This is a genomic window from Paraconexibacter algicola (genome assembly GCF_003044185.1).
Taxonomy (GTDB): domain Bacteria; phylum Actinomycetota; class Thermoleophilia; order Solirubrobacterales; family Solirubrobacteraceae; genus Paraconexibacter; species Paraconexibacter algicola.
On sequence record NZ_PYYB01000001.1, the window covers coordinates 2,205,542 to 2,220,567 of the forward strand.

At 73.8% G+C, this 15,026-nt stretch carries 13 protein-coding genes; 9 read left to right on the forward strand and 4 right to left on the reverse strand.

Annotated features, from left to right (window positions below):
* Positions 1-28: 28 nt before the first annotated feature.
* The 6 genes from C7Y72_RS10390 to C7Y72_RS10415 are packed head-to-tail and all read left to right on the forward strand — an operon-like array spanning position 29 to position 6,640.
* Entirely contained in the window at positions 29-760 is a 732-nt protein-coding gene (locus tag C7Y72_RS10390; RefSeq protein ID WP_199223911.1) for a PEP-utilizing enzyme, read from the forward strand.
* A complete protein-coding gene (locus C7Y72_RS10395) occupies positions 760-2,418 on the forward strand; it encodes a hypothetical protein (RefSeq protein ID WP_107568669.1) in 1,659 nt (552 codons plus the stop codon). The genes C7Y72_RS10390 and C7Y72_RS10395 overlap by 1 nt, the downstream gene beginning before the upstream one ends.
* On the forward strand, positions 2,418-4,082 hold the full coding sequence (locus tag C7Y72_RS10400; protein ID WP_107568670.1) for a hypothetical protein: 1,665 nt from the start codon (positions 2,418-2,420) through the stop codon (positions 4,080-4,082). Before C7Y72_RS10395 ends, C7Y72_RS10400 begins: the two co-directional genes overlap by 1 nt.
* Complete coding sequence (locus C7Y72_RS10405) at positions 4,079-4,657, forward strand: hypothetical protein (protein ID WP_107568671.1); 579 nt, start codon at positions 4,079-4,081, stop codon at positions 4,655-4,657. The genes C7Y72_RS10400 and C7Y72_RS10405 overlap by 4 nt, the downstream gene beginning before the upstream one ends.
* Entirely contained in the window at positions 4,654-5,616 is a 963-nt protein-coding gene (locus tag C7Y72_RS10410; RefSeq protein WP_107568672.1) for a phosphotriesterase family protein, read from the forward strand. The genes C7Y72_RS10405 and C7Y72_RS10410 overlap by 4 nt, the downstream gene beginning before the upstream one ends.
* A gap of 1 nt (position 5,617) precedes the next feature.
* A complete protein-coding gene (locus tag C7Y72_RS10415) occupies positions 5,618-6,640 on the forward strand; it encodes a zinc-dependent alcohol dehydrogenase (protein WP_107568673.1) in 1,023 nt (340 codons plus the stop codon).
* 44 nt (positions 6,641-6,684) lie between these two features.
* Here the strand turns inward: C7Y72_RS10415 and C7Y72_RS10420 are convergent, their stop codons facing one another.
* The 3 genes from C7Y72_RS10420 to C7Y72_RS10430 form a co-directional block, all read right to left on the reverse strand.
* On the reverse strand, positions 6,685-8,244 hold the full coding sequence (locus C7Y72_RS10420) for an ATP-binding cassette domain-containing protein (protein ID WP_158276786.1): 1,560 nt from the start codon (positions 8,242-8,244) through the stop codon (positions 6,685-6,687).
* A gap of 139 nt (positions 8,245-8,383) precedes the next feature.
* Complete coding sequence (locus tag C7Y72_RS10425) at positions 8,384-8,737, reverse strand: VOC family protein (RefSeq protein ID WP_107568675.1); 354 nt, start codon at positions 8,735-8,737, stop codon at positions 8,384-8,386.
* A gap of 17 nt (positions 8,738-8,754) precedes the next feature.
* Positions 8,755-9,417 carry an HAD family hydrolase gene (locus tag C7Y72_RS10430; RefSeq protein ID WP_158276787.1) on the reverse strand — a complete coding sequence of 221 codons (663 nt, stop codon included), beginning with the start codon at positions 9,415-9,417 and terminating at the stop codon, positions 8,755-8,757.
* Positions 9,418-9,540: 123 nt separating this feature from the next.
* Here C7Y72_RS10430 and C7Y72_RS10435 point away from each other — a divergent pair, with 123 nt between their 5' ends.
* Both C7Y72_RS10435 and C7Y72_RS10440 read left to right on the forward strand, forming a co-directional pair.
* Positions 9,541-10,581 (forward strand): zinc-dependent alcohol dehydrogenase, encoded by a 1,041-nt coding sequence (locus C7Y72_RS10435; protein WP_107568677.1) that lies wholly within the window; start codon positions 9,541-9,543, stop codon positions 10,579-10,581.
* A 7-nt stretch (positions 10,582-10,588) separates the two neighbouring features.
* Positions 10,589-11,563, forward strand: coding sequence for an NADPH:quinone oxidoreductase family protein (locus C7Y72_RS10440; RefSeq protein ID WP_107568678.1), 975 nt, complete (start codon positions 10,589-10,591; stop codon positions 11,561-11,563).
* Between the two features lie 261 nt (positions 11,564-11,824).
* On the opposite strand, the gene C7Y72_RS10445 is transcribed toward C7Y72_RS10440, so the two are convergent.
* Complete coding sequence (locus C7Y72_RS10445) at positions 11,825-12,973, reverse strand: MFS transporter (RefSeq protein ID WP_158276788.1); 1,149 nt, start codon at positions 12,971-12,973, stop codon at positions 11,825-11,827.
* A 123-nt stretch (positions 12,974-13,096) separates the two neighbouring features.
* Between C7Y72_RS10445 and C7Y72_RS10450 the strand changes: the two genes are divergently transcribed.
* A complete protein-coding gene (locus C7Y72_RS10450) occupies positions 13,097-15,019 on the forward strand; it encodes a pyruvate, phosphate dikinase (RefSeq protein ID WP_107568679.1) in 1,923 nt (640 codons plus the stop codon).
* Positions 15,020-15,026: the final 7 nt, after the last annotated feature.

A 15,026-nucleotide genomic window follows, 5' to 3' on the forward strand; every position in this document is an offset into this window, starting at 1 on the left:
GGCAGGAACCAGGAGAGAGAGGAACCCCATGACGAACCCGATGGCCGACCCGAAGTGGAAGCTGCCCGAGTCGAGCACGCTGTCCCGGCTCACCCGCGAGGCGCTCTTCGCGACCGTGCGGCGCAACCTCGAGGCCGCGGGCCCCGACGCGCCCTGGAAGGACTTCACCGGCCCGCGCACGCTGGAGCTGCTGTCCGAGGAGGACGGCAGGCGGATCGCCGAGGAGGTCTTCGAGCAGTTCCAGATGATCGAGGGACGCAAGCTCTTCGCCGGCTGCGAGATCGCGCTGAAGGAGCGCCCGGACCTCTACGTGCTGCGCTCCGAGGCGCAGGAGCTCGAGCCGCGCACCGACTGGCCGGAGGGCGTCGTCGCGGACGGCGACAACGTCTTCCAGCACGACGACGTCGAGGGCACCGTCCTGGTGGTGCGCGAGGTCGGCGAGGTCGACCGGCTCATGCGCGAGGGCGTCCCGGAGGGCACGATCGGCGTGATCGACGACGCGGGCGGCACGATGACCGCCCCGATCCTCGAGGAGTTCGACGGCGTCGTCTGCCTGGCGGGAACGGTGCGCTCGCACCTCGCGATCATCTCCCGCGAGTTCGGGGTCCCCGTGCTGATGGGCTCGCGCACGCGTCGGCCACTGCGCACCGGGGAGCGCGTGCGCGTGACGTACTCGGTCGAGGCGCAGAACGTGGACGCGTACTTCGGTGACGCGATCAAGCCGCGCGCCGAGGTCGTCCTCCTCGACGGGGAGGCGTGATGTCGGACTTCCGCCTGGACGAGCAGCAGCTGCTGCTGCTCAACGCGCAGCTGCAGCGCACGGACGACGTGCTCATCCACAACTGCCTCACCCGCACGGCCCAGGAATCGAAGCTGTTCCCGATCATGCCGTACCTGATGATGTGCTTCTACGACGCCTACTACCGGTTCCCGGACCTGCTGCGAGAGGCGTCGCAGATCATCTCGCCGGAGGACATGGGCGCGCGCGCCCGGGAGGTCGTCTGCGGCGCCACCCAGGTCACCTCCTGGGGCACGCTGAACTTCTACCTCAACGGCCGCACGAACCTGATCCGCGCCGGGATGCTGCGCCCCGAGGACAACCTCGAGGACCTGTGGTTCATGGTGGACTTCCACCACCGCTTCATGCGCTCCTACCACCGCGCCTCCGGGCAGGTCTGGGCGCTGGACTCCGGCGACATCGCCCAGTCCCACGAGGAGCGCCAGCTGCAGGTCTTCGAGGCCGACGCGTTCGAGGCGGACGACGCGCTGCGCGCCGCGGCGGCGAAGTTCACCGCCGCCGGGACGCAGTACTCGTTCCTCGTCCACTGCGAGAGCCGCGTCGGCCTGCAGGCCTCCGGCCCGTACGGCCTGGGCGACCGGCGCCTGATGCACACGCGCGACTTCACGAAGCTCGGCGAGTGCGACTTCAGCTGGCTCGACGGCGTCGCCGACGGCGTCACGCACAACCAGCTGACGCTCGTGCTCATCACCGACGGGGTCGGCATCGAGGTCTCGGACTTCGGCACCGCCTACACCTCCCCCGAGGCCCACCAGGACCAGATCATCGGGGTGGGGCTCTACACCTCCGACTTCCTCTGCGACCGCTACGTGCCGGTCGGGATGGACAACGCCAAGGACCTGACGGACACGCTCAACCAGCTGACCGAGGAGCTGAAGGTCGCGACCCGCAAGCTCTACTCGCGCTTCGCGGAGATGACGAACGACCAGATGGTCGAGGCCGGCATCTACACGTACTTCCAGGCCGCGACGGTCGGCCCGCACCTCGCGGGCACCTACCGCCAGCGGGACTGGGAGTTCATCGACGAGCGCACCCGCCGGTTCTGGCCCGTGTTCACCGAGGAGTACGCGCTCGACGCGTACGTCGACAACTTCGCCGCGCTGCTCGGCGAGAACGCGGCGGACACCGACTACTACCTGCACCCCGTCGCCTACGGCGTCTGGCGACGCGGCGGCGCGGTCGGCCCGCTGCCGACCCCCGGACGCAACGCGTCGCTGGTCCCGCAGCACGTCCTGCGCGACCACGACTACTCGCTGCGCGTCAACGCGGGCGGGCTCGCCGACGCCGTCGGCACCTCGTCGCTGCCCGCGAAGTCCACGAAGTACTCGTTCGTCCGCGGCAAGCTCAGCGAGGACGAGATGAACGCGGCCGCCCGGGAGTACGCCTCGCCGCTGTTCGAGGAGCCGTGGCGGTCGATCGACGAGCGCACGGTCAAGTTCCACTGGCAGGAGGAGGAGGTCCAGGCCTTGTACCGCTACAACCAGGAGCACTCGCGGCTGCTCGCCGGGCAGGGCTCGGCGCTGCGCCGCGCCGACATCGACCGGCTGCGTCGCGACGCCGGGGAGCGGGCGTGGAGCGACGTCTCGGAGCTCGGTGCCCGCGGGGAGGTGACCGCCTGATGTCCTCCTTCCGGCTCACCGAGGAGCAGCTGATCCTCGTCAACAGCACGATCCAGAAGTCCGACAACGTGCTCGTCCACAACTGCCTGACGCGGACCGCGCAGGAGTCGAAGCTGTTCCCGATCCTGCCCTACCTGGACATGGTCATGATCGACTCCTACTACCGCTGGCCGGACCTGCTGCGCAAGGTCGCGGCGGTCATGTCCCCCGAGGACCTCGGCCACCGCGTCCGCGAGGTGTCGACGAACTTCTCGCGCATCCACTCGTGGTCGTCGCTGGCCTACTACCTCAACGGCCGCGCGATGCTGATCCGCAACGGGCTGCTGCGTCCCGAGGACAACCTCGAGGACCTCTGGTTCATGGTCGACTTCCACCAGCGCGTGACCCGGACCTACAACCGGGCCTCGGGCAACCACTGGATGCTCGACGCGGGCGACATCGCCCAGATCCACGAGGAGCGCCAGCTGCAGGTCTTCGAGGCCGACGCCTTCGAGGCCGACGCCGCGCTGAAGACCGCGTCGCAGCGGTTCGCCGCCGCCGCCACGCAGTACAACTTCCTGATCCACTGCGAGAGCCGCTCGGGGCTCGCGTCGTCGGGCCCCTACCAGCTCGGCGGGCAGCGCCTGATGCACGTCCGCGACTTCCTCAACATGACGGAGTGCGGGCTCTCCTGGATGGACGGGGTCGGCACCGACCTGCCGTTCGCGAACCTGTCGATGGTGCTCATCACCGACGGCGTCGGGATCGAGATCACCGACTGGGGCACCGCGTACACGACGCCCGAGGCCTACCAGGACAAGGTCATCGGCGTCGGCCTCTACACGTCCGACGTGCTGACCGACCGGTACGTCCCGGTCGGGATGGGCTCCCGCAAGGAGCTCGTCGACACGTTCGACGAGCTGACGCTCGCGGTGAACCGGGCGACCCGCGAGCTGTACTCGAAGTTCGCGTCGATGGACAACCAGCAGATGGTCGAGGCGGGGATCGCGACGTACCTGCGTGCCCCCGTCGACCTGACGATGATCGCCGGCGTCTACGACCACACCGAGTGGGACTACGTCGACGACCGCACGCGCCGCCTCTGGGAGATCTACAACGAGGAGTACTCCTACGACGCGTACGTCGACAAGTTCGCGACGCTGTCCGGTCTGCGCGGCGGGCAGAGCGAGTACTACCTGCACCCGATCACCTACGGCGTCTGGCGCCGCGGCGGCCGCGTCGGCGACCTGCCGGCGCCCGGGCGCTCCGGGGAGTTCGTCCCCGGGGACGTCCTGCGCGATCACGACTACTCGCTGCGCGTCAACCCGGGCGGGCTGTCGGACTCGACCGGATCGTGGTCCCTGCCGCCCAAGACGGGGGCCCTGACCGTGTCGTCGGGGCGCCTGACCGAGGACGAGCTGAACGCCGCGGCGCGCGCGTTCTCCTCCCCGCTGCACACCGCGCCCTGGCGGCACCTCGACGAGGCGTCGGTGAAGTGGCGCCACGACGACCCGGAGGTCGACGCGATGTACCGCTACGCCCAGGAGCGCTCCCGGCTGCTCGCCGGGCGCGGCTCCTCGCTCGTCCGCGCGGACCTCGACGAGATCCGCCGCGAGGCGGGGGAGCGGCCGTGGTCGGAGGTCTCCGCGGCCGGACCCGTCACGCCGATGGGGGTGGTGTCGTGAACGCGGTGCTGCACGCCGTGCGGGTCAAGGGCATCGCGTCCGAGGCCGCGATCGTCGACGCGACCGGCCTGTCCCTGGGCGAGGTCGAGCGCGAGCTCGCGACGCTCGAGGGGGACGAGCTGGTGCTGCGACGCCCCTCGCGCAAGCGCCCGGGCTGGGTGCTCACCGAGGAGGGCCGCATCCACCACGGAGCGCAGCTCGCCGCCGCGCACGACGACGCGGAGCTCGCCGCGATCGCCGAGCACTACGAGGGCTTCCTCGCCGTCAACGCCCAGGTCAAGACGGTCTCGGCGAAGTGGCAGCACGCCACCGACGACGCCGCGCGGTTCGAGCTCATCGACCGCATCGAGACGCTGCACGGCCGGGCCGCGCCGGTGCTGGAACGCGCCGGCGCGGCGGCCGAGCGGTACGGGCGCTACGGCGCCCGGCTCGGCGCCGCGCTCGAGAAGCTCGAGGACGACCAGCGGTTCTTCGTCTCGCCGCTCGTCGACAGCTACCACACGGTCTGGTTCGAGTGCCACGAGGACTTCCTCCTGACGCTCGGCCGCACCCGGGCGGGGGAGGGGTCGGAATGAGCTTCGTGCGCACCGTGCTCGGGGACATCCCCCCCGAGCAGCTCGGCGTCACCAACGCCCACGAGCACCTGATCTGCGAGGCGGGCCCGCACCTCGCGTCCAGCCCGGAGGGCCTCGAGGACCTCCGGCTGGACAGCGTCGAGAAGGCGGTCGAGGAGCTCCGCCTGTTCAAGCAGTCGGGCGGGAACGCGATGCTCGAGGTGTCCTGCCCGGAGTACGGGCGCGACGCGGCGAAGCTCGCGGAGATCTCCCGGCAGGCCGGCGTCCACGTCGTCGCGGCGACCGGGCACATCATGGAGGGCTACTGGCGTGGCGTCGTCGACGTCGGAGCGATCTCCGACGAGGACCTCCACGCGGAGATGACCCGCGACCTGCTGCACGGATTCCCGGAGGCGCCCGACGTGCGCGCCGGCGTCATCAAGGTCGGGACCGGCCGCGAGGCCGTCCACCCCGACGAGGAGCGCATGCTCCGCCTCGCCGCTCGCGTGCAGCGGGAGACCGGCGCCCCGATCACCACGCACACTACGGCCGGCACGGTGCCGCTGGAGCAGGTGCGGATCTTCCTCGACGCGGGCGCCGACCCCGCGCACGTCGTCATCGGCCACCAGGACCGGCGGCTCGTCTGGGAGGACCACCTCGCGGTCGTGCAGGCGGGCTTCCGGATCGGCTACGACTGCATCTCCAAGGACCGCTACGAGCTCGACCTGCACCGCATCGAGTTCCTCGCGCGGCTGTGCGAGGAGGGCTTCGCCGACCGGGTCGTGCTCGGCTCCGACATCGCGCGGCGGTCGTACTTCACCTCCTACGGTGGCGGTCCCGGCTTCACGTACCTGCTGTGGCGGTTCGTGCCGTGGATGCGTCAGGAGGGCATCGCCGAGGAGCACATCCAGCAGATGCTCGTGGCCAACCCCGCCGCGACGTTCGCGTTCGCGCCGGTCCCCGCGACGGCGGGCGCCTGACGTGCGCGCCGCCGTCCTCACCCCGTCCGGCCTGTCGGTGCGCGACGACTGGCCCGAGCCCGAGCCCGGACCGGGCGAGGCGCTGATCTCGCTCTCGAAGGTCGGGATCTGCGGGTCCGACGTGCACTTCGTGCTCGACGGCACCGCGAAGACCGCCTACACGCCGATCGTGCTCGGGCACGAGCCCGCCGGACGGGTCGAGGCGCTCGGCCCCGACACCGACGGGCCGGCGATCGGGACGCGCGTGGCGATCATGCCGCTCGTGACCTGCATGGCGTGCGACCGCTGCCGCAACGGCTGGTCGTGCATGTGCAAGGAGCGCCTGTGCATCGGCGCCGACGTCGAGGGCTGCTGGGCGGACCTCACCGTCGTCCCGGTCCGCAACCTCGTGCCGCTCCCCGACACCTTGAGCGACGAGCTCGCCGCGGTCGCGACGGACTCCGTCGCGACCGCCTACCACGCGGTCGCCAACCGCGGCGGGGTGACGTCCGGGTCGCGCGTCGCCGTCTGGGGCGCCGGCGGCCTGGGCCTCAGCGCCGTCGGGCTCTCCAAGTGGCTGGGCGCGTCGTCGGTCATCGCCGTCGACCCGCGACCCGAGGCACAGGACTGGGCGCTGGAGACCGGCGCCGACGAGGCCCTGCACCCGGACGTCGCGCTGAAGCGCATCGCCGAGCTCGGCGGCGTCGACGTCGCCCTGGAGTTCGTCGGGCGCGAGGACTCCGTCGAGGGCGCGGTGCGCTCGCTGGACGACCGCGGCCGCGCCGTGATCGTCGGGCTCTCCGACGCCCGCGCGATCGCCGGACGGCTGATGACGTTCGTCCTGCGCGAGCGCGAGATGGTCGGCTCCTACGGCAACGAGCCCTCCGACGTGCGCGAGATGGTCGAGGCGATGGCCAGCGGCTCGCTCGTCCTCCCGCGCGTGGTCGGCGACGTCATCCCGCTCGCCGACGTCGTCGAGGGCGTCTCGCGCGTCCAGCGCGGCGACACCGGCGGCAGCCGCATCGTGGTCGACATCACGGGCTGAGCACCGGCGCGGCGTCCGACGAGCCGTCGCCCGCCGGACACCGCTCACCGGCGCCAGCGGCCGACGTCCTCGACGACGTCCAGCGCCAGGGCGTCCCGGAACCGCGCGTCGTGCGTGGCGACGACCAGCCCGCCGCGCCAGCCACGCAGCGCGAGCTCCAGCACCTCGAGCGCCTCGACATCCAGGTGGTTCGTCGGCTCGTCGAGCACCAGGCATGCCGCGCCCGCATGGGCGAGCAGCGCCAGCTCCGCCCGCGTCCGCTCGCCCGGCGACAGGGTGGCGACCGGGCGCACGGCCGCCGCCGGCCCCAGGCGGACCGCGGCGAGCGCGGCCCGGGCGGCCTGCTCGTCCAGGCCGCTCACCCGGCGCAGCTCCCCGACGAGCGTCGCCGCGGACGGGTCCAGCGCCCCGCGCTCCTGCCCGAGCGCCGCGACCCGTCCGCCGGTCCGCCGACCGCGGACGGGCGCAAGCTCCCCCGTCAGGGCGCGCAGCACCGTCGTCTTCCCCGCGCCGTTCGGTCCGGTCAGCAGCACGCGCCGCCCCGGGGGCACGTCGAGGTCGACCGGGCCGAGCACGACGTCGCCGACCTGCAGCACCGCGCCGACCAGGGCGACGCCCGTCCCGCCGTCGGCGGCGTCGAGCAGCAGCCGGGTGGCGGACTCCTCCCACGGCTTCTCGGGCACCTCGACCTGCTGCGAGCGCCGGCCGAAGGCGCCCATCCCGTTCTCGGCGCTCTCGGAGAACAGGTGGCGCAGCGACCGGTCCGGGTTCGTCGCAGCGCTGTTGCGGGCCCGGACCGCCCCGGCGCGCGCGGCCTCGCGGCGGCGGACCTCGACGGCGCGCAGCCGGTCGCGCTCGGCGACCGCGGTCGCGTGCTCCTCGACCGCCCGCGCCCGGGCGCGGGCGCGCTCGCGCTCGAAGACCGCCCAGCCGCCGTCCCAGACGGTCGCCTCGCCGCGGTCGAGCTCGAGCACGCGGGTGGTGAGGGCGGCGAGGAACGCTCGGTCGTGCGAGACGATCACCGACGCACCGCGGTGCTCCAGCACCAGCGCCCGCAGCAGCTCCAGGCCGTCGGCGTCGAGGTGGTTCGTCGGCTCGTCCAGCAGCAGGACCTCCTGACGCGTCAGCGCCAGCGCCGCGAGCCCCGCGCGGGCGGCCTGCCCACCGGACAGCGACGCGATCGGCCGATCGAGCAGCGAGGCGGGCAGGCCGACCCGCTCCATCGCGACCGGGATCCGCGCGTCGACGTCCGCCGCCCCGACCGCCATCCAGGACTCGAGCGCCGCGGCGTGCGCGTCGACGACCGACAGGTCGCCCGCGGCCAGCCGCGCGTCGAGGCCGTCGAGCCGGGCGGCCGCCGCCGCGACCCCGCTGCGCGCGAGCAGCAGCGCCCGGACCGAGGGGGCGTCCTCGATCGTCTGCGGCAGCAGCCCGGCCTGCGGGCACCGGGTGTCGAGCTCGCGCAGCAGCGTCGACTTGCCCGAGCCGTTCGGGCCGACCAGCGCGACGCGATCGCCGCGCGACAGGGAGAGCGAGACGTCGTGCAGCAGCACGCGCTCGCCGTACGAGACGGTGACGCCGTGGGCGTCGAGCAGGAACGACAAACCGGACCTCCGGAGGATGCGGCAGCGGACGGGACGAGCCATCACGTCGGCCACCCGGGTGGGGCGGCGAGGTCAGGGTGATGGCGAGGTCAGCTGCGCATGGAGCGGGCCGCAGGCCCACGACCACGGTCGCACATCCTCAGCGATGCTGCAACACGTTCACGACCGCGCCGCCCTTCGAGCGGACGAAGAACCGCCGCACGCCCCACGGCTCGTCGGTCAGCGGGTGGACGATCTGGTAGCCGCGCTCGACGGCGCGGGCGTGGCAGCCGTCCACGTCGTCGACCTCGACCGACAGCACCGGGATCACCGGCGCGGTGGCGTCCTCGCGGATGACGCTCACCTGGGGGCGGGCCTCGGTCACCGTCCCGGCGGCGTAGGTGACGATCCAGCCGTGGTCCATCGCGACGTCGAGGCCGAGCACGTCGACGAACAGCTCGCTCGCCGCGGACGGGTCCCCGGCGAGGTTCGGCACGATCCGGCGCACGGTCATCCGTGCACCGTACGCGCCTACGGGCGGGCCAGCGCCACGATCTCGCCCGGGGTGTCGACGACGTGGTCGGGGTGCTCCTCGCGCATCTCCGCGGGGTGGAAGCCGAACGACACGCCCACGGTGATGGCGCTCGCGCCCTTCCCGGCGATCACGTCGTTGGGCCCGTCCCCGACGTAGAGCGTGCGACCCGGCTCCACGCCGAGCCCCGCGATCGCCCGGGCGACCGCCTCGGGCGCGGGCTTCGCGTCCTGGACGTCGTCCCCGGTGACCGAGAAGTCGACCAGGTCGTTGATCCCGGTGCGCACGCCCTCCAGGTCCATCCGGGCCCGCGCCTTGGACGTCGCGATCCCGATCTTCACGCCCGCGTCCTTGAGCGCCCGCAGCATCTCCATCGTCCCCGGGAACGGCTGCGTGGTCTGCGCGTTGCGCCGGTACGCGTCGTGGAACGCCTCCGCGACGCGGTCGTAGACCTCCTGGTCGCCCCTGGCGATGATCGTGAACGACTCCAAGGCGCGCAGCTGGACGATCTGCTCGATGTCCGCGGGCTCCACCGGGAACGGCTCGCCGAGGACCTTCGTGGTCGCCTCGTGGTAGCTGGCCAGCAGGGCGGCCTTGGAGTCCATGAGGGTGCCGTCCCAGTCGAAGACGACGGCCTGGATCGTGGCTTGCGCGGTGGTCATGACGCGCATGCTGCCGCGACCGTCGCGCCGGGAGGAGCGGTCCCCGCGCGAGCACTGGAGGCTTCGACAACGCGCGTCGGCCGGCCGTCCCCGCGCGCGGCACCACCCCGCTCTGATGGGGGCATGCAAGCAGTCGAATGGCGTGCCCCCCACGAGCTCGCGGTCGTCGAGCGCCCCGACCCCGTCGCCGCCGACGGCCAGCTCGTGCTCGAGGTCAGCACCTGCGGCATCTGCGGCTCGGACCTCCACAGCTACAAGCAGGGCTTCGCCGCCGTCCCCGGACAGGTGCTCGGCCACGAGCTCTCGGGCGTGGTGCTCGAGGCCCCGGGCGTCGCCGGCGTCGCCGTCGGGGACCGCGTCACGGTCCGTCCCCTGACCCCGTGCCTGAACTGCGACCGCTGTCGCGCGGGTGACGTGCACCTGTGCGAGTCCGGAGCCCAGGACAACATCGGCTACGGCACCCCGGGCGGATTCGCGGAGCGGGTCCTCGTGCCGCGGGCGGCGCTCGGCGACACGGTCTTCCTGCTGCCCGACTCGGTCAGCGACCGGGCGGGGGCGCTCGTCGAGCCGCTCGCCGTGTCGCTGCGCGCCGTCCGGCTCGCCGACGCCGGCCCGGACGACACGGTCCTCGTGCTCGGCGGCGGCATGATCGGCCTCGGCGTTGCCCGGTTCCTGCGGCTGCGCGGCGCCGGCACGATCGTCCTGTCCGACCCCTCGCCGCTGCGCCGCGAGGCGGCGCGCAGGCTCGGCGTGGACATCGTCGTCGACCCGCTCGCCCAGGACGTCACGCAGGAGATGCGCGCGCTCACCGGGCCGGGCGGCATGGGCCTCGGGGCGCGCGTGGACGTCGTGATCGACGCGGCCGGCGTCGCCGCGGGCTTCAAGGACGCGCTGAAGTCCGTGCGGCACGGGGGCACCCTGGTGCTCGCGGCGATGTACGGGGCGCGGATCGAGCTCGTGCCCGACCGGATCGTCGAGAAGGAGCTGCACGTGCGCGGCTCGTTCGCCTACAAGGACGAGTTCCCGATGGTCCTGCAGGCCCTGCAGGACGGGGACGTCGACCCGGAGCTCTTCATCTCGCACACGTTCCCGCTGGAGCGCACGCCCGAGGCGTTCCTCGCCCAGCTGGACCGCGACACGTCGCTGAAGGTCCTGGTCGGGTGAGCGGCCGATGAGGGCGCAGCGCTGCGTCGCGCTCGACGGCCCCGAGGGCCTGCGTCTCGAGGAGGACCTGCCGACGCCCGACGACGAGCAGGGCACGCGCATCCTCGTCGACGTGACGGCCGCCGGCGTCTCCTTCCCCGAGCTCCTCTACTGCACCGGCCGCTACCAGGAGCGCCCGGCGCTCCCGTTCATCCCGGGCGTGGAGGTCGCGGGGACCGTCGCGCGCGCGCCGGAGGGCGGGCGCTTCGCGGTCGGGGACCGCGTGGTCGCCGCGACCTTCTTCGGCGGCTGGGCGACCCAGGTCGCGGCCGACCCGACGATGACCTTCCCGCTGCCGCCGCAGCTCGACGACGCGCAGGGCGCGGCACTGGTCATGAACTACCAGACCGCCTACTTCGCGCTGCGGCTGCGCGGGCGGCTCGCCTCGGGGGAGACGCTGCTGGTCCAGGGCGCGGGCGGCGGCCTGGGGACCGCGGCCGTCCAGGTCGGCGTCGGCCTCGGGGCGCGGGTCATCGGGCTCGTCAGCAGCACCGACAAGGCGGACGCCGCGCTCGCCGCCGGCGCGCACGAGGTCGTGCTGGTCCGCGAGGGCTGGGCGCGCGCCGTACGCGCCCGGACCGCGGGGCGCGGGGTCGACGTCGTTTTCGACGTGGTAGGCGGCGACCGCTTCGTCGACGGCCTGCGCTGCCTGGCCGTCGACGGGCGCGTGATCGTCGTGGGGTTCACCGGCGGCCCGATCCCCGAGGTGCGCGTGAACCGCCTGCTCCTGACGAACACCGAGATCGTCGGCGCCGCGTGGGGGCCGTACACGCGGGTGGACCCGTCGATGCCGCAGGCCGTCCACGCCGCGCTGCTGCCGCTGATCACCGGCGGCGTCGTGCGGCCGGTGGTCGGCCCGCGCTTCCCGCTGGAGGGCGCCCCCGACGCGCTGCGGGTCCTGCAGGACCGCGCGGCGGTCGGCAAGGTCGTCCTCGAGCTCTGACCCCGCCGGCGGGTCGGCCGCCGGTGCGGGTTCTGGGTGATCTGCGGCCCGTATGTGGTCCTGCGGTCACCCAGTTCGGCGGGCGGGCGGCACATGTGGTTCCTCCGGGGCGGCGGGTCGCGCCGCGGCGTCTGCCGCGCTGCCCGAGGCGCTCTGGGTGAGCCGGGGCCCGTATGTGGTCCGCTGATCACCCAGTACGGCGGGCGCGCACGGGCGGCGCGGCGCGATCCCAGGGCGGGCGCCGCGGCGGGCAGACGGTGATCACCGCGCCGTGGTCCGCGAGGTGTGCGCGAACAGCACGGCGACGCCGAGCGTCAGGACGGTGAGGGCCGCGAACACCTCGCGCACCGCGCCCGCTTCGACGGCCGGCCCCAGCGCGGCGATCGCCACGAGACCGCCGAGCGTGCCCGTCGTCCCGACGAACCCGACCGCCGCCCCGGGCGTCGCGGGCGAGCGACGAGCCGCCGCGTCCACCACCGCCGCGAACGGCAGCCCGGCGGCCAGGCCCAGCGTGACCATCGCCACGACGAGCAGCTCCGGGGAGGACGCGACCGAGAGCAGCGCGGCACCGGAAGCCGCCGCCACCAGCGCGCCGAGGACCAGCCCGCGCGCGAACCCGCGCGGCCGTCCCGTCACGAGGACGCCGCCGAGCGGCCGCGTGAGGACCGATCCCGCGAGGACCGTGGCCCCCGCGACCCCGGCCGCGACCGGTCCGAACGCCCCGACACGGTCGAGGATCGTCGCGATCCAGTTCCCCAGCGAGAAGCTCAGGACGATCGTGATCCCGAGCACCGCCCCGAGCGGCAGCAGCGCCCGCCGCCCCGGCCCGATCCCCGCAGCCGCCCGGCCGCGACCCCCGACCGGGCGCGGACCCGCACGTCGATCGGTCAGCGCCGCGACGAGGGCGAGCACCGCGAGCACGACCCCGCCCACGTACGGGGCGCGCCACCCGACCACGTCGACGAGCGCCGGTCCCGTCGCCACCGCGAGCGCGCCGCCCGCGCTCACCGCGCCTCCGACCGCGCCCTGCCCGCGCGCGCCCGCAGCGCGGACGCGCAGCGACGCGCAGACCATCGTCGCCCCGCACCCGGCACCGGTGAGCAGGCGCAGCAGCGCGACCGCCGCCACGCCCTCGACGAGGAGCGCCGCGAGGTTGCCCGCCAGCAGCAGCCCGGCCGCTCCCGCGGCCACCGGTCGTGCCCCGACCCGGTCCACGAGCGCGCCCGCGGGCGCCTGCAGCAGCGCATGCGTCGACCACAGGGCGGACCCCAGCAGGCCGATGGCCGACAGCGACGCGTCGTAGTGCGCGGCCAGCGGGTCGGCGACCGCGCCGACCGCCGTGATGTTCCAGCCGGCCGCCACCGACACGACACAGGCCGCGGTGACGTTTCCCCACGCGGACGCGCACACTCTGCGATCCTGCGCGCCGCAGACGGACGTGCCGCAGACGGCGCGTGCGCGTCCTTGGAGGTATCGCCAACGGTCCGATGGGTACGAGGCGACCACCCGGGACGCAGCCGCGACGATGCGCTCATGTCCAGAGCGGGAACCCACACCGTGCGCCGGTTCATCCACACCTTCGAGTCGCCCGTCGAGAACCCCGCGCTCCTCGGCGGCAAGGGCGCGAGCCTCGTGCGCATGCGCGCGCTCGGCCTGCCGACGCCACCCGGGTTCACGATCTCCACCGACGGCTGGCGCGCGCGCCGGGAGGCGGACGCCGACGGCATCCCCGCCCAGATCGCCTCCGAGCTCGCCGAATGCGTGAGCTGGCTGGAGTCCGATCTGGGCCGGCGCTTCGAGGACCCGCAGGACCCCCTGCTGGTCTCCGTGCGCTCCGGGGCGCCGGTGTCGATGCCCGGCATGATGGACACCATCCTCAACCTCGGCCTCAGCGACGAGACCGCCGCCGGCCTCGCCGCCGCCACCGAGGACGAGACGTTCGCCTACACGCTCTTCCGCCGCCTGCTGGAGACCTTCGCGACCGTCGTGCGCGGCATCGACGGCGAGCTCGTCGCCGCGGCCGCCCCGAAGGACCTCGCCCCGCGCGACGCGTGCGCGCGCCTGCAGGAGGCGATCGCGCAGCACAGCGGACGCCCGTTCCCGCAGCGCGCCTGCGAGCAGCTGTCCGAGGCGATCCAGGCGGTCTGGCGGTCCTGGGACAGCCGGCGCGCGCAGCGCTACCGCCGCTACGCGGGGATCCCCGACGACCTCGGCACCGCGGTCACCGTGCAGGCGATGGTGTTCGGGACCTACCCCCAGGAGTCCGGGACCGGCGTCGTGTTCACGCGCGACCCCGCGACCGGGTCCCCGCAGGCCTACGGGGACTACCTCGCCCGCGCACAGGGGGAGGACGTCGTCGCCGGAGGCCACGACACCGAGCCGCTCGACACGCTGCGGATCGAGATGCCCGCCGTGTACGCCGACCTCGAGGCCGCGCTCCCGCGCCTGGAGGCCGCGTACCGCGACATGTGCGACGTCGAGTTCACGGTCGAGCGCGGCACCCTGTGGATCCTGCAGGCGCGGGCCGGTCAGCGCTCGGGGGCCGCCGCCGTGCGCATCGCGGTCGACCTCGTCGACGAGGGCCTCATCGCCATGGAGGACGCGATCGACCGCGTCCCCGTCGCCGCGATGACGCAGCTCCAGGCCCCGGTGTTCGCGCGCGAGCAGCAGCTCGACGTCCTCGGTGAGGGGACGCCCTCCTCCCCGGGGGCGGCCGTGGGGATCGCGGTGTTCGACACCGCCCGCGCGACCGAGCTCGCCGACGCGGGCCAGAAGGTCGTGCTGATCCGGCCCGAGACCTCACCCGAGGACATCGCGGGCATGATCAGCTCGGTCGCGATCGTCACCGCGGTCGGCGGCCGCACGAGCCACGCCGCGGTCGTCGCGCGCGGCATCGGCCGCCCCGCCGTCTGCGGCGTGAAGCAGCTCGACGTGGATCCCGCGGCGGCCGTCGCGCACTTCGACGGCCGTACGATCCGCGAGGGCGAGCTCGTGGCGGTCGACGGCGTCGCCGGGATCATCGCCGCGGGCGACGTGCGCCTCGTGCCGGCGCAGCCGGGCCCGCGCGTCGCGCGGCTCCTGGCGTGGTGCGACGAGCGTCGTGCCCTGCCGATCTCCGCCGAGGTTCCCGACGGCTACACGACCATGGGCGGTCCGACCGACCCGGTGTCCGAGCGCGTCCTGATCGACGTCGACTGGGAGGGCCCGGAGTCCTCCGGGGTCGTCACGCGCACCGTCACCGCCGCCCTGGACGGCGGCGCGAGCGAGCTCGCGCTGGTCCTTCCCGAAGGCCTGGTGGAGGGCGACCTGCGTCCGGCCGCCGGCCCCTGGACGCAGCTCGTGGCCGACCCCGACAGCTGGTCCGCGCGGCTCCTCGCCGCGCGCCTCCAGCCGCAGGAAGTCCCTGCGTACAGCGAGGTTTCGGGCGGCCTTAGAAATGTCCACAAGCCTGCCTGACGGCTCC